Origin of the sequence: Streptosporangium sp. NPDC050855, from assembly GCF_044456585.1 — a bacterium.
GTDB classification, from domain to species: Bacteria; Actinomycetota; Actinomycetes; order Streptosporangiales; family Streptosporangiaceae; genus Streptosporangium; species Streptosporangium longisporum.
This window is the reverse complement of the sequence record NZ_JBITFY010000014.1, coordinates 39,072-55,877: the sequence shown is the minus strand read 5'-3', so window position 1 is coordinate 55,877 and position 16,806 is coordinate 39,072. Positions and strand designations below refer to the sequence as shown.

12 protein-coding genes are annotated in these 16,806 nt (G+C 73.8%); 8 read left to right on the top strand and 4 right to left on the bottom strand.

What is annotated here, in order from left to right; translation table 11 throughout:
• The first annotated feature begins 199 nt into the window (after nucleotides 1–199).
• Together ACIBCT_RS26380 and ACIBCT_RS26375 are read left to right on the top strand one after the other, a co-directional pair.
• Entirely contained in the window at nucleotides 200–1,447 is a 1,248-nt protein-coding gene (locus ACIBCT_RS26380; protein WP_399192896.1) for an FxsB family cyclophane-forming radical SAM/SPASM peptide maturase, read from the top strand.
• Nucleotides 1,448–1,974: 527 nt separating this feature from the next.
• A complete protein-coding gene (locus ACIBCT_RS26375; protein WP_399193228.1) occupies nucleotides 1,975–2,865 on the top strand; it encodes an SIR2 family NAD-dependent protein deacylase in 891 nt (296 codons plus the stop codon).
• A 206-nt stretch (nucleotides 2,866–3,071) separates the two neighbouring features.
• On the opposite strand, the gene ACIBCT_RS26370 is transcribed toward ACIBCT_RS26375, so the two are convergent.
• The 4 genes from ACIBCT_RS26370 to ACIBCT_RS26355 form a co-directional block, all read right to left on the bottom strand.
• Nucleotides 3,072–4,871 (bottom strand): hypothetical protein, encoded by a 1,800-nt coding sequence (locus ACIBCT_RS26370; RefSeq protein WP_399192894.1) that lies wholly within the window; start codon nucleotides 4,869–4,871, stop codon nucleotides 3,072–3,074.
• A 64-nt stretch (nucleotides 4,872–4,935) separates the two neighbouring features.
• The gene (locus tag ACIBCT_RS26365; protein ID WP_399192892.1) at nucleotides 4,936–5,886 is read right to left on the bottom strand and encodes a carbohydrate kinase family protein; all 951 of its coding nucleotides are present in this window, start codon (nucleotides 5,884–5,886) and stop codon (nucleotides 4,936–4,938) included.
• 7 nt (nucleotides 5,887–5,893) lie between these two features.
• Nucleotides 5,894–6,832, bottom strand: coding sequence for a pseudouridine-5'-phosphate glycosidase (locus ACIBCT_RS26360; RefSeq protein ID WP_399192890.1), 939 nt, complete (start codon nucleotides 6,830–6,832; stop codon nucleotides 5,894–5,896).
• A 151-nt stretch (nucleotides 6,833–6,983) separates the two neighbouring features.
• On the bottom strand, nucleotides 6,984–7,919 hold the full coding sequence (locus ACIBCT_RS26355; protein WP_399192888.1) for a YeiH family protein: 936 nt from the start codon (nucleotides 7,917–7,919) through the stop codon (nucleotides 6,984–6,986).
• Nucleotides 7,920–8,488: 569 nt separating this feature from the next.
• Here ACIBCT_RS26355 and ACIBCT_RS26350 point away from each other — a divergent pair.
• The 6 genes from ACIBCT_RS26350 to ACIBCT_RS26325 all read left to right on the top strand — a co-directional run bounded on the left by ACIBCT_RS26350 (nucleotide 8,489) and on the right by ACIBCT_RS26325 (nucleotide 16,581).
• Nucleotides 8,489–9,391: a LysR family transcriptional regulator gene (locus tag ACIBCT_RS26350; protein ID WP_399192886.1), complete on the top strand. Its 903-nt coding sequence runs from the start codon at nucleotides 8,489–8,491 to the stop codon at nucleotides 9,389–9,391.
• Nucleotides 9,388–10,947, top strand: a complete 1,560-nt coding sequence (locus ACIBCT_RS26345) for a phytoene desaturase family protein (protein ID WP_399192884.1) — start codon at nucleotides 9,388–9,390, stop codon at nucleotides 10,945–10,947. Before ACIBCT_RS26350 ends, ACIBCT_RS26345 begins: the two co-directional genes overlap by 4 nt.
• 54 nt (nucleotides 10,948–11,001) lie before the next feature.
• Nucleotides 11,002–11,712 (top strand): response regulator transcription factor, encoded by a 711-nt coding sequence (locus ACIBCT_RS26340; protein ID WP_399192882.1) that lies wholly within the window; start codon nucleotides 11,002–11,004, stop codon nucleotides 11,710–11,712.
• Nucleotides 11,709–13,136: a sensor histidine kinase gene (locus tag ACIBCT_RS26335; protein WP_399192880.1), complete on the top strand. Its 1,428-nt coding sequence runs from the start codon at nucleotides 11,709–11,711 to the stop codon at nucleotides 13,134–13,136. Before ACIBCT_RS26340 ends, ACIBCT_RS26335 begins: the two co-directional genes overlap by 4 nt.
• A 113-nt stretch (nucleotides 13,137–13,249) precedes the next feature.
• On the top strand, nucleotides 13,250–14,464 hold the full coding sequence (locus ACIBCT_RS26330; protein WP_399192878.1) for a glycosyltransferase: 1,215 nt from the start codon (nucleotides 13,250–13,252) through the stop codon (nucleotides 14,462–14,464).
• Nucleotides 14,461–16,581 carry a glycosyltransferase family 39 protein gene (locus ACIBCT_RS26325; RefSeq protein WP_399192876.1) on the top strand — a complete coding sequence of 707 codons (2,121 nt, stop codon included), beginning with the start codon at nucleotides 14,461–14,463 and terminating at the stop codon, nucleotides 16,579–16,581. The genes ACIBCT_RS26330 and ACIBCT_RS26325 overlap by 4 nt, the downstream gene beginning before the upstream one ends.
• Nucleotides 16,582–16,806: the final 225 nt, after the last annotated feature.

The window sequence follows — 16,806 nt, the reverse complement described above, 5'->3', positions numbered from 1 at the left end:
GCCGCGTGTCGTAACGGCCCCGTGGGCGGGCCGGACCCCGTGTTTGATCGGTGCCCGATCGCGCTGTGTAATGCGAGGGCGGCCCCGGGGGCGAAACCCGTCGCCGCGCGCGGATCTTCCGTACGGCCCGGCGGGCGATGCGCATGGTGTTCCGTGGGCTTCGTTTCTTCCGCGCCGGTTCCGGTGAGGCTTGAGAAGGGTGTTACATTTGTCGGATAAGTCTAATTTTAGACTGTCGTTTCCCGGCGGTGTTTTCCCGGAGACGCTCGATGTCCCGGGGCTGCTGTCCACGGGATGGCGGCCCGCACCCTTCCAGCAATTCATCCTGAAGATACACAGCAGGTGCGATCTCGCCTGTCGGCATTGCTATGTGTACGAAATGGCGGATCAGTCCTGGAAGGCCCAGCCACGGCGGATGTCCACGGCGATCGTCGACCGCACGGCGAGACGGATCGCCGAGCACGCCCTCACCCACGGACTGGCCGAGGTCGAGGTCGTCCTGCACGGCGGGGAGCCGCTGCTGGCGGGGCCCGACCTCATCTCCCACGCCGTGCGCGCGATCAGGCGGGAGGCGGCTGAGGCCGGGACCCGCGTCCACGTCGGCGTGCAGACCAACGGGCTGCGGCTGGACGAGACCTATCTCCGCCTCTTCGACACCCTGGAGATCGGTGTCGGCGTGAGCATGGACGGCTATGCCGAAGGTCATGACCGGCACAGGCGCCATGCGGACGGCAGGGGGAGTCACGCGGCCGTGACCGCGTCACTGCGGCGGCTCGTCGGCGGCCCGTTCCGCCATCTGTTCGACGGCCTTCTCTGCACGGTCGACGTGAACAACGACCCGGTCGCCACCTACGAGGCGCTCCTCGAATTCGATCCGCCCGCGGTCGACCTCCTGCTCCCGCACGGCAACTGGTCCGCCCCCCCGCCCGGGCGCGTCCCCGGATCGGCCGACACGCCGTACGCCGACTGGCTCATTCCGATCTTCGATCTCTGGTACGGATCGACCGGCCGGCGGACCGAGATCCGGTTGTTCGGGGAGATCATGCGCCTGCTGGCGGGCCGCGCCTCGCGAAGCGAGACGGTCGGGCTGTCGCCCGCCCGGATGGTCGTCGTCGAGACGGACGGCGGCATCGAGCAGTCGGACATCCTCAAGTCCAGCTACCACGGGGCCGCCGCGACCCGGCTGCATCTTCTGCGCGACTCCTTCGACACCGCGCTCACCCATCACGCCATGGTTGCCCGGCAGCTCGGCGAGCTCGCGCTGGCCCCCGTCTGCCTGGCCTGCGACCTCCGCTCCGTCTGCGGTGGCGGGCTGTACGCGCACCGGTACAGCGAGGCCGAGGGGTTCCTGGGAGCCTCGGTCTACTGCCCCGACCTCTACCGGCTGATCACCCACATCCGCGACAGGTTCGCGCGCGACGTCGCGGCGCTGAAGGCGAGCCGGTGAGCGGTGGTCCACCGACGCGCCCGAGGCGTCCTCCCGGCGCACCGGCGGAAGAAGGGGCTCGCGACGCGGGCGCTGTGGAGGGCCGGCTCCGGGAGGTGCGGTGTCCCCCGTCGTACGAGAAAGGAACGATCCGCATCAGAGGAAAACCGCATTACGCTTTTCGGATGTCTCGAATTCGGGCGCCGGTTGCCGGCCGTTCGAAGTGACGGGAAATGAGCGCGCCGCCGTGAGGGAAATTCAAGATCGGTCACTCGGGGTGGTGGCGGGGCGGGGCATCCCCGACGGGAAAAGCGTAATGATCGTTTCTCGGGAGAGGGCCGGCCATTGCCCGTGCGGGCCGGTTCCGGTGTCCGCGGCGGTGCTTCACGGGGCGGGTGCTGAATGAACCGGGGGCCTTTCCGCCCGTAACGCAGGTGAAGGAAGGAGTTTTCTTCCAGGGGGCTGATCGTGCACATAGAGTCGGGTGATATCGGATTCGTCATCGTGTCCGCCCTCCTGACCTTGAGGTGGTGCCCTGCGTGCATGACATGGGGGAGGCCGAGTGGGAGCGTCTGCTCGACCAGTTGAAAAGCGGAGACTGCACGCCGTTCCTGGGGTCGGGGGCGTGCGTGGGGGCCCTCCCGACGGGAGTGGCGCTGAGCCGTGAGATGGCCCGGCGATGGGAATACCCTTTCGACGACGACCACGACCTTCCCAGGGTGACGCAGTACGCGGTGATGAAATACGGCGACCCCCTTTACGTCAAGAAACAGGTCTGCGCCGAGCTGAAATCCGGGCGCGAGCCCGACTATCTCCATCCGCTGGAGCCGCACGGCCTGCTCGCCGAATTCCCCCTATCGGTATATCTCACGACAAACTATGACAACTTCATAGCGCGCTCCCTGCAGGGCGTGGGAAAGAATCCGAACACGGCCGTCTGCCCGTGGAACGAGGACCTGGAGTACGCGGAGGAGCTGTTCGAGAGCGAGGACGGCTGGAATCCGCGGGCCGTCGCGCCGCTCATCTACCACCTCCACGGCAGCCTGCGAGATCCGGCGTCGGTCGTGCTCACCGAGGACGACTACCTGGAGTTCCTCACCAGCCTCGCCGCCGGGGGCGTCGAGGGCGACAAGAGAATCCTTCCCCCCTCCATCCGGGCGGCCCTGACCACTCGTTCCCTGCTGTTCGTCGGGTACAGCCTGCGGGACTGGACCTTCCGGGTGCTCTTCCACGGGCTGCTGAAGACGGTGTGCGGGGTCAACCGCCGCAGGCATGTGAGCGTTCAGCTCACCCCGTCGCTCGTCAGCGCGAAGACGGACGTCCGCGAGGTCAGGCGCTGGCTGGACAGGTACTACGAAAGCTCGCAGATCTCCATCTTCTGGGGGACGGCGGAGGAGTTCTGCGGCGAGCTGCGCCGGAGGATGGGCCCGCCGTCATGAGCGTGGATCGCCCCGGCCGTCGACCGGCTCCACATCGGACCGTCGAGCGGCTCACGCCGGGTCGTCGAGCGGCCCCGCACCGGCCCACGGGCGTTCCGGCGCCGGGACCGCTGAAGAGCCAGGTCCGGTTCGCCTTCGTGCTCCCGTGATCCCCACCGGGCGTGCCCTCCCCGCGGGACGTCCGCGGGGAGGATCCGTCTCACAGGTCAGGCGGGCAGCTGGGCGTCCAGCCGGTAGCCGTCCACGGTGACGTAGACCTGGTCGCCCGGGCGGGCGTTCAGGCGCATCAGCACGGGCTGCAGCGAGTCGAAGACCGGATGGTCCCGCCAGACGAGGACCACCGCGTTGTCGCCGGGACCGGTCACCGAGAGCAGCGTGCCGGGACGCATGCCCAGGCGCGTGGCGTACCCCTCGGGAACGGCGACCGGGCCGCCGCGCAGGTGGTCGCTGGTCACCTCTATGCGCTGCCAGCGGCTCGGGTCGGCGGACGGGCTCGCGGGCGGCGGCATCGGGGCCCGCCTGCTGGTGATCAGGTGGGGCCGGGTGTTGCCACCGGACAGGGCCGAGAGCGTGGCCAGGGCGGCACGGGGGTCGATGGAGCTCGCGCTGACCTGCGGGACCGGCTGGCCGCCGCGGTGGTGGTGGCCGTTGGCCCCCGGCGTACGGCGGGGCAGCTGCCGGGGAGGCTCCTCGGCGGCGGGCTCCTCGTGGGAGGGCCGCTGCGCGGCGCTGGCGGCCAGGGCGTCCAGCCAGGCCTGGGCCGAGTGGGCACGGATACCGAGCTGGTGCTCCATCAGCACGACCGCGTCGGCGTCGGCGGGCTTGTTCGCCAGCAGGCGGCGGGTCCGGTCGCGCAGGCCGCCCAGGTCGCCCACGACGAGCCAGTCGTCCTGGAGGCGCCGGTCGGGCATGAGCGTGACGAGCACCCGCCACAGCGGGGTGCGCAGCGTGGGGACCTCGATCGGGTGCGCGGGGTCGGCGCCGATGAGCTGTTCCTTGGTGGCGGCGGCGCCCAGCCACTCGGTCAGCCCGAACATGTGCCCGGTGAGCGGCGCGGACTCCGAGGAGCGCAGCCACAGCAGGATGCGCTCCTCGGCGGCGCGCTGGGCCACCGACAGCGCGTCGCGGTCGGCGTTCAGCTTGTGCGCGAGCGCGCGCAGGCTGATCGGGTCGACCGCGAAGAGCCGTTCCACCGCGACCGCCCGCTCCAGCGGGCCCCAGTCGCGGAACATGTTGTCCACCAGCCGTACCAGCGGGTACTCGCTGAGGTCGACGCGCGGCGCGGCACCGGAGCCCTCCGGGGCGGGCGCGGCGGCGGCCGTGGCAGCGGCGGGGACGGCAGGAGCGCCCGGGGCGGCGGGAGCGACGGGAGCGACGGGGGCCTGACGCCGCTCCTGCGCGGGCTGCGGCACGTCCGGCGCCTGCGGCCCGGCCGGGGCCTGCGCGGCGGCCTGTGCCGGGACGACCTGTGCCGGAGCCTGAGCCGGGATCCGGGGCGCGGACGGCTGCGCGGGAGCCGGGGCCTGCGCCTGCACCTGCGCCTGGGCCCGGGATGCGGCCGGCGCGGCCTGCTCGGCGATGCCCGGGATGCGGCTCAGCACCTCGCGGAACATCGCGGTGACCACCACCTCCGGGGAGGGGGGCATGGCGGGCCCGCTCAGGTCTCCGGCGGTCAGCCTGCGCAGGCGGGCCCAGCCGCCGAGCCCGGCGACGGCCGAGCGCGCCTGCTCGGACCAGCCGGGCAGGGTGGGGTCGACCGTGTGCACGTGCAGGGCGGGCAGCACGTCGCTCAGCGGCAGGTGGTCCCAGCGGGACAGCGAGAGCCGGGCCAGCCTGTCGCAGACCCAGTCGAGCCCGGCGGCGCCGAGGGCCTTGGACAGTGTGACCGACGACCACCAACCGGCGGGCAGCCGGGGGTCGGCCAGGGCTTCGGCGACCTGCTGGGGGCGGCTCCAGCGCAGGGCCGGTACCAGATCACTCAGGCAGATCGATGACTCTGCATCCATCGGCTGACCGCAACCTCCCCAAAGTGACGCGTGTGGCTAGTGGTGCAGCTTACGCCGCAAGCTATCAATTGGTGTTAAGAGGGTAAAGCTCGTTGGTACCCAAATCAGACGGGACGACACGCGGCCGACCGCCCAGAACCGTGACGGCCTCCGCGCCCGCGCGACACCCCGCCTCGAGCGCGGCCTCGTCGCCGGCCCCGCCCAGCAGGGCCGTCAGCAGCCCGGCGGCGAACGCGTCCCCCGCTCCGATGGAGTCAACCACCTCGGTGGCGAGCGCGGGAAGGCGTGCGGCCAACTTTCCGTCCCTGGCCATCAGCGCGCCACCGGAGCCGAGCTTCACCGCGGCGGCGCCGTAGTGCAGGCTCAGGCGACGCGCGGCCTCCTCGGCGCCGTCCTCGCCGGCGAGCAGCAGCGCCTCGTCCAGGTTGGGGATGATCAGCCGGGCCGCGGCGGTCTCCAGCATGAACCGCTCAGTGCCGAACGAGCGCAGGAACCCGGTCGAGGCGGGATCCACGCTGATCGATACCCCGCGCCGGGACGCCTCGGCCATGGCCAGCCGGGCGAGCTGCAGCCCGGGCTCGGCGAACAGCGTGTAGCCCGACAGGTGCAGGTGGCCCACGCCCTCCAGCAGGTTCTCGTCCCAGTCGCCCGTGCCGATGTGCCCCCCGGCGCCGCGGTTGGTGAGCATGGACCGCTCCCCGGTCACGTCGACCATGGCGATCACCACCGCCGTCGGCCGGTCGGGATCGACCCGCAGGTGCGCCCGTACCCCGGAGCGCCGCAGCTCGGCGGCGTGCCAGTCGGCGGTGTCGAAGCCGGCGCGGGTCAGGATCCGGGCATCGGCCCCCAGGCGGGCGGCCCAGGAGGCGGTGTTGGCTCCGGAACCGCCCGGACGCAGCACGATGTCCGCGGCGGTGTCGGTGCCGACGGCCAGGCCGGACCGGGCGGACCCGGCGTGCAGCGCGACGACGTCGGTCACCACGTCACCGATGATCAACAGGCCGTTTCCGGTCACGGCGTCCTCAGTCTCCCCGGCTCCAGCAGGTCGCGATCCGCCCGGCGAGCCGGACGTTGCCGCGCACCGCCGCCAGGTTCGCCTCCAGCGAGGCGCCGTCGGTGCCGCGTACCAGGTAGCCCAGCAGGAACGGGGTGATGGCCTGGCCGGTGACCCCCTCCTCGCGCGCCGCGGCGAGGGCCTCGGCCAGGACGCGGTCGTGCAGGGCGGGGTCGAGCTGCTCGGCCCGCGGCACCGGGTTGGCGACGATCAGCGCGGTCTGCGGCCCGCCGAGCTCGTCCTGGGCCCGCATGACGGCGGCGGCCTCGTCCGGGGTCTCGATCCGCCAGTCGATCGGCTCGCCCGAGGAGTGCAGGTAGAAGCCGGGGAACTCGCCGGTCCGGAAGCCCGCGATCGTGACGCCGCGCGTCTCCAGCCGCTGCAGCGTGGCGGGGACGTCCAGGATCGACTTCACGCCCGCGCAGACCACGGTGATGCGGGTACGGCTCAGCATGTCGAGGTCGGCGGACTCGTCCTGGCTCTCGGTCCACCCGCGGTGCACGCCGCCCAGGCCGCCGGTGGCGAAGATCCGGATGCCCGCCCTGGCGGCCAGGAACGAGGTGGCCGAGACGGTGGTCGCCCCGCTCGCGCCGAGCGCGGCGGCGGCGGGCAGGTCGCGGAAGCCCAGCTTGTGCAGGCCCGGCTCACCGGCGACGCGCTCCAGCCGGTCCTTGTCGAGGCCGATGTGCGCGATCCCGTCCAGGACCGCGATCGTCGCGGGTACGGCCCCGGTCTCGCGGACGATCTGCTCCAGCTCCACCGCGACCTCCAGGTTGCGGGGCCGCGGCAGGCCGTGCGAGATGATCGTGGACTCCAGCGCCACGATCGGGGCGCCCCGGTCCAGCGCCTCGGCCACCTCCTCGGAGGGGCGCAGCATGTCGGTGAGGGCCGGTCGGGTGGTACCCATGAGCGGTTCTGTCTTCCTGTCCGCGGTGATGATCATCGTGCTCTTCTGGAACGGGGTAAACGACACCGTCCTCCCAGAAAGAGCAGGTTACGGCGGTTGCGGGGAGACGTCCACTCGAAGATCAGCCGACGATCACGGTGCCGGTCGGGGGTCAGCCGACGATCAGGACGCCGGCCAGTGAGATCCCGCCGATGACGACCGTGGCGATGCCCCCCAGGAGCAGCGACCGCCCGCCCCGTACGAGCCGGCGCAGGTCGATCCCGGTGCCCAGCGCGAACAGGGCCGCCGCCAGCAGGGCGGAGGTCAGGCCGGGGATCGCGCCGGCGACCTCGGCGGGTACGGCGCCCAGGCTCCGTACCGCCACCGCCGCGACGAACCCGGCGACGAACAGCGGCACCACGGGCGCCCCGGCCGGGCGGTCCGCCGCGCCGCGGCGCAGGGCGGCGGAGACGAGCCCGACCATCGGGGCCAGCAGCAGGACCCGGGCCAGCTTGACGGCCACCGCGCTCGCCAGCACACCGGTGCCGGCCGCCGCGCCGATGGCCGCGACCTGGGCGACCTCGTGGACCGACGCGCCGGCCCACAGGCCGAGCTGGTGGGGCGTCAGGCCCAGCGCCCCGGCGAGCAGCGGCAGCACGACGATCGAGGCGCTGCCGTACAGCACGACCACGCTGACGGCCGCGGCCGCGTCGTCGTCGTCACTGCCGGCGACCTCGTGCATGGCGGCCACGGCCGCGGCCCCGCAGACGGACACGCCGGTCGCGATCAGCAGGGACCTGCGCGGGTCCACCCCGAGCCGGGCCCCGATCCACCGGGTCGCGCCGAACGTGACACCGGTCGCGACCGCGACCACCGCCAGCGCGCCCCCGCCCAGCGCCAGCAGCTCGGGGAGGGCGATCTGCAGCCCGAGCAGCACGATCGCCAGGCGGAGCACCCGCCGGGAGGCGAACCGCAGGCCCGGGGCCAGGCGGGCGTGCAGGCCGACGAGGTTGGTCAGCGCGACCCCCAGCCCCACCGCGAGCACGGCCGCGCTCACCCCGGTGACGACCCGGCTCGCCGCCGTGGCCAGTACCGTCGCCACGATCACGACGGCGAGTCCGGGGATCAGCGGCCGCAGGTGCCCCGTCCAGGCCCTCGCCGCCCACGACTCCGCCGCCAGGGGACGGTCCGTCCGTGACTCCGGCGGACGGAGGGCTTCCGTCGGTGACTCCGCCGACCGGAGGGGGGCCTTGTGTGATCCCGGTGGGAGGGGAGGCGTCCTTCGTGGTCCCGGCGGCCGGAGGGGGGCCGACTCCGGCGGCCGGGGGCGCGTCACCGGTACCCCCGCCCGTGGCCCCGCCGTTCCCGATCCCGCCGTTCCCGATCCTGTCGTTCCCGATCCTGCCGTCCGTGGCTCCGTCACCCGCGACTCCATTGTCCGTGGCTCCGTTGTCCGTGATCGTGTCGTCCGTGTCCGTGTCCGTGTCCGTGTCCGTGTCGTTCTCGGCCGTGCCGTCAGGGACCGCGTCGTCCCCGCTCCCGCCCTCTCCGACGCCGCCCGCGGTTCCGCCGTACGGCGGGACGAAAGGACGGGAGAGAGGGGGCATGGCCCGAGTCTCGGCGGGACAGGGCCCGGCCGGTAGCCGTAACCTCGGTGGAAGGTCATAGCCTGGCGCTATGAGCGAGCTGCCCGACCTCGAATCCCTGCGCCTGCTCGTCGACGTGGACAGGCTGGGCAGTCTCGGCCAGGCCGCCCGCGCCGCGGGCATCGCGCAGCCCTCGGTGAGCAAGCGGATCTCGCTGCTGGAACGCCGCCTCGGGCTGCCGCTGCTGGAACGCACCCCCCGCGGCTCCACCCTCACCCCCCAGGGGGTGATGGTCTCCGCCTGGGCCGCGCAGGTGCTGGCGGCGGCCGAGGAGCTCATGCGGGGGGCCGAGGCGGTACGGCACGGCCGCTCCGCACACCTGCACATCGCCGCCAGCATGACGGTGGCCGAGTACCTGCTGCCGCGCTGGCTGGGGGAGCTCCAGGACCGCGAGCCCCAGGTCCAGGTCGGCCTGGACGTGCAGAACTCGGCCGAGGTGGCGAGGCTGATCGGCGGGGAGATCGAGCTCGGGTTCGTGGAGGGGCCCTCGGTGCCCCAAGGGCTGGTGTCGCGGGTGGTGGCCACCGACCGGCTCGTGGTGGTGGTCGCGCCCGGCCACCCGTGGGCGCGGCGCCGTACCCCGCTGCTCGCCGCCGAGCTGGCCGCCACCCCGCTGGTCGTCCGCGAGCGCGGTTCCGGCACCCGCGAGACCCTGGACCGCGCGCTGGCAGGCCACGCCGTCGCCGCGCCCAGGCTGGAGCTCGGCTCCAACGCCGCGGTCAAGGGGGCGGCCCGCGAGGGCGCCGCCCCCGCGGTGCTCAGCGGGTACGCCGTGGAGGCCGAGCTGGCCACCGGCCGCCTGATCGGGGTGCCCACCCGCGACATCGACCTCACCCGCCGGTTGCGCGCGGTCTGGCGGCGGGGCCGCGCTCCCAGCGGACCGGCCGCCACCCTGTTGAAGATCACCCTCTCCGCCGGGCAGGAGCGCCAGTGACGAACCGATCGCACCACGACGCGGTGATCGTCGGAGGCGGCCACAACGCCCTGGTCGCCGCCGCCTACCTGGCCCGCGCCGGACGGCGCGTCCTGGTCCTGGAACGCCTGGACCACGTCGGCGGCCTCGCCGTCTCGGCGCGGGCGTTCCCGGGGGTCGACGCCCGGCTCTCGCGCTACTCCTACCTGGTCAGCCTGCTGCCCTCCAGGATCGTGACCGAGCTGGGGCTGAGGATCACGCTCCGCCGCCGCCGGTACGCCTCGTACACGCCCGTGGGGGAGACCGGTCTGCTGGTCGACGGCGGTGACGCCGCGCGGACCGCGGACTCCTTCGCCCGCGTCACCGGCGGCACCGCCGAGCTGGACGCCTGGCGGCGCTTCTACGCGATGACGGCCGGCGTGGCCGAGCGGGTGGCGCCGACGCTGCTGGAGCCGCTGATGGACCGGACGGCGATGCGGGACCTGGTCGGCCGCGAGGCGTGGCGGGAGCTGTTCGAGCGGCCTGTCGGCGAGGTGGTGGACGAACGGTTCGCCGACGACACCGTGCGCGGGGTGGTCCTCACCGACGCCCTCATCGGCACCTTCGCCGATCCGGACGATCCGGACGATGCGGGCCTGCTGGCCAACCGCTGCCTGCTCTACCACGTGATCGGTGACGGCACCGGGGACTGGAACGTCCCGGTGGGCGGCATGGGGGCGGTCTCCGGTGCGCTGGCCGACGCCGCCCGCGCGGCAGGGGCGGAGATCCTCACCGGTGCCGAGGTGTTCGCGATCGACCCCTCGGGAGAGGTGGCCTTCCGCGACGCGGCCGGGGAGCACACGGTGACGGGGGAGCGCATCCTGGCGGGCGTGCCGCCCGTCGTGCTCGCCCGACTGCTGGGCGGCGCCGCCGAGCCCGTCCCCGAGGGGGCCCAGCTCAAGGTCAACATGGTGCTCTCGCGGCTGCCGCGGCTGCGGGACCCGCGCGTGGACCCCGCGGCCGCGTTCGGCGGCACCTTCCACATCAACGAGGGACGCCGGGCGCTGGCCCGCGCGTACGCCGAGGCGTCGGCCGGGCGGATCCCGTCGCTGCCCCCGGCCGAGGTCTACTGCCACTCGCTGACCGACCCCTCCATCCTGGGACCGGAGCTGCGCGAGGCCGGGGCGCACACCCTGACGCTCTTCGGGCTGCACATGCCGGCCAGGCTGTTCCGCGAGGACCCCGCCGGGGCGCGGGAGGCCGCGCTGCGCGCCACGCTCGCCTCGATGGACCGGGTCCTGGCCGAGCCCGTCGAGGACTGCCTGCTGCGCGGCCCGGACGGCACCCCCTGCCTGGAGGTCAGGACCCCGGTGGACCTGGAGACCGAGGCGGGCCTGCCCGGCGGCCACATCTTCCACCGCGACCTGTCCTGGCCGTACGAGGACGGGTCGTGCGAGGGGGAGACGTACGCCGGGAGCGGGCGCTGGGGGGTGGGGACCGGCTTCGAGCGCGTCCTGCTGTGCGGCGCGGGCGCCCGGCGCGGCGGCGGGGTCAGCGGCGTCCCCGGCCACAACGCCGCCATGGCCGTGCTCGGCTGACCTGCTCCCGCGGGGGTTCATCGGCTTCTCATGACGGCCGTCTACCGTGGCCCCATGGCTGATGGTGAGGCGGCACGGGTGCTGGTCGTGGACGACGAGCCCGCGCTGCGGGAGGCGCTGCAGAGCAGCCTGGAGTTCGAGGGCTACCGGGTCGGCCTGGCCCCGGACGGCCAGGCGGCGCTGGAGGCGCTGGAGCGGGAGCCGTACGAGCTCGTCCTGCTGGACGTGATGATGCCCCGGCTGGACGGGCTGACCGCCTGCCGCAGGCTCAGGGCGGCGGGCAACCACCTGCCGGTGCTGATGCTCACCGCGCGCGACGCCGTGGGCGACCGGGTGTCGGGCCTGGACGCGGGGGCCGACGACTACCTGGTCAAGCCGTTCGAGCTGGACGAGCTGCTGGCCAGGGTCAGGGCGCTGCTGCGGCGCGGCGCGCTGAGCGCGCCCGTCACCGGCGCGGCCGGTACGGTCCTGGCCTTCGGCGACCTGCGGATGGACACCGCCACCCGGGAGGTCGTCCGGGCGGGCGTGCCGCTGGAGCTGACCCGCACCGAGTACCTGCTGCTGGAACTGCTCATGGTCCACCCCCGCCAGGTGCTGACCCGCGAGCAGATCCTCGCCGAGGTGTGGGGCTTCGACTTCGAGCCCTCCTCCAACTCCCTGGACGTCTACGTCATGTACCTGCGCCGCAAGACCGAGGCCGGCGGGCGTCCCCGGCTGATCCACACCGTCCGGGGCGTCGGCTACGTGCTGCGGAGCCAGGGGTGAACGCCCGCCGCTCGCTGCGCTCCCGGCTGACCCTGCTGGTGGCCGCGGCCGTGGCGCTGGCGATCGCGGTGTGCGCGGTGCTGTGCTGGTTCGTCGTCAGGTCCGAGCTGCTGCGCCAGGTCGAGCGCTCGCTGTCCGGGCAGAAGGGGCCCGTCCTGGACTGGATCGAGGCCTACTGCCCGGCCGGGGCACCGGGGCGGGCGGGGCCGGGGGAGGGTTCCGACCGCCGGCCGCCTCCCCGCGTGCCGCCCCGGCTGCCGCCCGTCCAGCTCGTCCACGCCGACGGCGGCAGGTGCCCGGTGGGCGGCTCCCCGATCAGGGTCACCCCGGCCGACCTGGCCCTGACGGGCGCCCCGCCGGGCACGCGGCTGCTGCGGGACGGGGTCTCCGACGACGGCGAGGAGGTGCGGGTGATGACCAGGAACGTCCGGCCCGGGGTCGTGCTGATGGAGTCCCGGTCGCTGGAGGAGACCCGCTCCACCCTCACCGCGCTCGCCGGGATCCTCGCCGGGGTCACCGCGCTCGGCGTGCTCGGCGCGGTCTCGGCCGGGCTGTTCGTCTCCCGTACCGCGCTGCGCCCGGTCGGCCGGCTGACCGAGGCGGTCGAGCACGTCGCCAGGACCGAGGACCTGGACACCAGGATCCCGGTGGAGGGCACCGACGAGATCGCCAGGCTGGGCGCCTCCTTCAACGCGATGACCGGCGCGCTGGCCGGGTCCCGCGAGCGCCAGCGGCGGCTGATCGCCGACGCCGGGCACGAGCTGCGCACCCCGCTGACCAGCCTGCGTACCAACATCGACCTGCTGCTGCGCAGTGAGAACGCCGGGCGCCCGCTCGGTCCCGAGCCCAGGCGGCGGCTGCTGGCCAACCTCAAGGCCCAGTTCGAGGAGATGTCCACGCTGGTCGGGGACCTGCTCCAGCTCTCGCGCGCCGAGGACGAGCACGAGCCGCACGTCGAGCTCGCCTTCCACGACGTGGTGGAGGCGGCCGTGCGCCGGGCGCGGCCGCGCGCGCTGGACGTCCCGATCGAGGTGGAGGCGCACCCCTGGTACGTGCGCGGCGACCAGGCCGCCCTGGAACGGGCCGTGGTGAACCTGCTGGACAACGCGGTGAAGTTCTCGGCGAAGCCCTCGGCGGAGGGGCCGGGTCCGGTCCGGGTGCGGTTGCGGCACGGCGAGCTGACCGTCACCGACCGCGGCCCCGGCATCCCGGACGAGGAGCTGCCGTACGTGTTCGACCGGTTCTGGCGCTCGTCCTCGGCCCGCAGCATGCCCGGCTCCGGGCTGGGACTGGCCATCGTGGCCAAGGCGGTGCGCGACGCCGGGGGAGAGGTCGCCCTGGAGAACGCCGAAGGAGGCGGCACCCTCGCCCGGGTCCGCCTGCCCGGCTCTCCCACCCCGGCGGCCCCCGGCCCGGAGGGCTGAGAGGGACCGCGCCGGTTTCTCGCCCGGCGTTAACGGTCGCCTCATGATCGTCCAAGGTCACCCGGTGAGCCTGGGCCCATGACAGAACCCAGCCGTCACCCCGGGAGGGTGACGTGAAGCAGGCGGCGGCACCGGCGCGTACCCGGCTGGTGGAGATCGTGGTCCCCGTCCACAACGAGCAGCGGGTGCTCGCCGGGAGCGTCCGCCGCCTGCACGCCTACCTCACCGGGACCTTCCCCTACGGCTTCCGGATCACGATCGCCGACAACGCCAGCACCGACGCCACCTGGGAGATCGCCACCGCCCTCGGCCGGGAACTGCCCCACGTGCGCGTCCTGCGCCTGGAGGCCAAGGGACGCGGCCGGGCGCTGCGCAGGGCGTGGTCGGCCAGCGACGCCGACGTGGTCGCCTACATGGACGTGGACCTCTCCACCGACCTGGACGCCTTCCTGCCCCTGGTGGCCCCGCTGCTGTCCGGCCACAGCGACCTGGCCATCGGCACCCGCCTGTCGCGAGGCGCCAACGTCGTCCGCGGCCCGAAGCGGGAACTCATCTCGCGGACGTACAACCTGCTGCTCCGTTCGGCGATGGGGGCCCGGTTCTCCGACGCGCAGTGCGGCTTCAAGGCGGCCCGCACCGAGATCGCGCAGGCGCTGCTCCCGCTGGTCGAGGACGAGGAGTGGTTCTTCGACACCGAGCTGCTGCTCCTGGCCGAGCGGCACGGCCTGCGCATCCACGAGGTGCCGGTCGACTGGGTGGACGACCCCGACAGCCGCGTCGACATCGTCCGCACGGCCAGGGACGACCTCAGGGGGATGGTGCGGGTGGCGCGCAGGACACTCGGAACATTCGGGACACTGTCGGGAGCGGCCGGGATCCCGGTCCCGCCGCGCGTCCGGCGGGCCCGGCTGCCCGGCGGCATGGCCCGGCAACTGCCCGGCTTCGCCGTCGTCGGCGTGGTCTGCACGCTGGCGCACCTGGTCCTGTTCACGACCCTGCGCCTGGTGATGCCGGCCGTCGCGGCCAACGCGGTGGCCCTGCTCGTCACCGCCGTGCTCAACACCGCCGCCAACCGGCGCTTCACGTTCGGGGTCGTCGGCCGCGCCGGAGCCCTGCGCCACCAGCTCGAAGGCGGAGCGGCGTTCCTCGCCGGGCTGCTGCTCAGCACCGGCGGCCTGGCCGTGCTCGGCCTGCTGGCGCCGGACGCGTCCACCGCGGCGGAGGTCGCCGCGCTGGTGGCCGCCAACGCCCTGGCCACGCTCGTACGCTTCCTGCTGCTCCGCGCCTGGGTCTTCGATCCCGGCCGTACGAAGGGGACCGCCCGATGACCACCTCCACCTCGCCGGAGGCGGGACCCGTCACCCCCGTGCGGAAGGAGCGCCCGCAGGTCCCGGCCGCCCCCCGATGGGCCCGGCCGGGACTGTGGGCGGTGCTCGCGCTGGCCGCCGTCCTGTACGTGTGGGCGCTCGGCCGCAACGGTCACGCCAACCAGTACTACGCCGCCGCGATCCTGTCGGGCACCCACAGCTGGAAGGCGTTCTTCTTCGGTGCCCTGGACGCCGGGTCGTTCATCACGGTGGACAAACCGCCGCTCGCCCTGTGGGCGATGGGGCTGTCGGCCAGGATCTTCGGGTTCGGCACCTGGAGCATGCTGCTGCCCCAGGCGGTGGCCGGGGTCGCCGCCGTCGCCGTGGTCCACTCGTCCGTACGGCGGGCGCTGCCCGGGACGTCCGGTCACGCCGCGGCCCTGGTCGCGGCCCTGGTGATGACGCTGACCCCGATCACGGTGGCCATCAACCGCGACAACAACCCCGACACCCTGCTGGTGCTGCTGCTGGTGCTGGCCGCCTGGTTCTGCCAGGAGGCGGTGCGCACCGGCCGGATGCGCACGCTCGTCGTCTCGGCGGTCCTCGTCGGCCTGGCGTTCAACACCAAGATGCTCCAGGCGTACCTGGTGCTGCCGGTCTTCGCCCCGCTCTACCTGGCCATGGCGCCCGGCAGGGTGTCGCGCCGCCTCGGGCACCTGCTCGCGGCGGGCGCGGCGCTGGTGGTCTCCAGCGCCTGGTGGATGGTGATCGTGGACCTGTGGCCCGCCTCGGACCGTCCCTACGTCGGCGGCAGCACCGACAACTCCGTACGGGACCTGGTCGTCGGCTACAACGGCCTCGGCCGGATCCTCGGCAACGGGGGCGGGGGGTCCGGCGGGGGTGGCGGGTTCGGCGGCGCGCCCGGCGCCGGGCGCCTGTTCAACGACGTCATGGCCGGCCAGATCTCCTGGCTGCTGCCCTTCGCGGCGATCGCCCTGGTCTGCGGCCTGGTGCTGACCGGTCGCGGCCCGCTCCGCGGGACCCGGGCCGCCCTGCTGCTGTGGGGCGGCTGGCTCGCGGTGCACCACGTGGTGTTCAGCTTCGCCGGAGGCACCTTCCACCCGTACTACTCCACCGCGATGGCCCCTGCCGTCGCCGCCCTGACCGGCCTGGGCGGGATGCTCCTGTGGCGGGCCTACCGGGTCTCGAAGGCGTGGTCGTGGGTGCTGCCCGCAGGGATCGCGGTCACCGGGGCGTGGGCGTTCACGGTGCTGCGCCGCGACGAGGACTTCGTGCCCTGGCTGCCCTGGGCGGTCGCCGGGGTCATCGTCGCGGCCGTGGCCGGGCTGCTGTCGGCCCATCCCGGACGTCGTCTCGGGCACCGCCTCGGACGCCGTCTCGCACACCGTCTCGGACACCGTTTCGGGCGTCGTCTCAGGCGGAGGGTCGCCGTGACGGCACTGCTCGCCGGGCTGGTGGCGGGGCTGGCCGGGCCTGCCGCGTACGCGCTCACCCCGCTCGGCTCCCCGGTCAACGGGACCAACCCCACCGCGGGCCCCGCCGGGAGCGGCTTCGGCGGCATGCGCGGCGGGTTCCCGGGAGGACCTCCCGGTGGTACGCGCGGCGGGCTCCCCGGGGTTCCCGGGCTCCGCGAGCCCTCCGGGCTCCCCGGGGGGAACGGCACGCCCGGGCGGAACCCGTCGGCGGGGACGGGCGGGACGGCCGGTGACGCCGGCCGGGGCACGCTCCCGGGAGGCCGCGGCACGGGCGTGCCGCGGGGCGGTCCCGGTGGCACCCTGGACCAGGCGACGACCGCGTACCTGACCCGGAACCAGGGCGGCGCGACCTGGCTGGTCGCGGTGAGCAGCGCGCAGAGCGCCTCCTCCGTCATCCTGTCGACCGGCCGGCCCGTCATCGCGATGGGCGGCTTCACCGGCGCCGACCCTGCGATGACCGTGGACCGGCTCCGGGAACTCGTCTCCTCGGGCAGGCTCAGGTACGTGATGACCGGCGGTGACCGGGGCGGACCCGGCCGAGGCGACTCCGGGGTGACCGGATGGGTGCGGGCCGACTGCGCCGCGGTCCCGGCCGCCGAGTACGGGAGCACCGTCGACAGGTCCCTGTACCGCTGCGGTTGAGCCGCGCCGGGGACGCGCGCCGGTACCGAAGCGGGAACCGGGACCTGAACGAGGATCGGGAGCGGGGTCGAGGCCATGACGGGGACGCGCGCCGGAGTGGCCGGAACGAAGAGCCGGCCCGGACGGTCCTCGTCCGTGCGGTGACCGGAAGCGGTCGCCCAGGCAGGAGCGAAAGTGTTGACTGGTCAGCCAATCAGTAGTATTAGGGAGGGTTGCGGCGCTGCT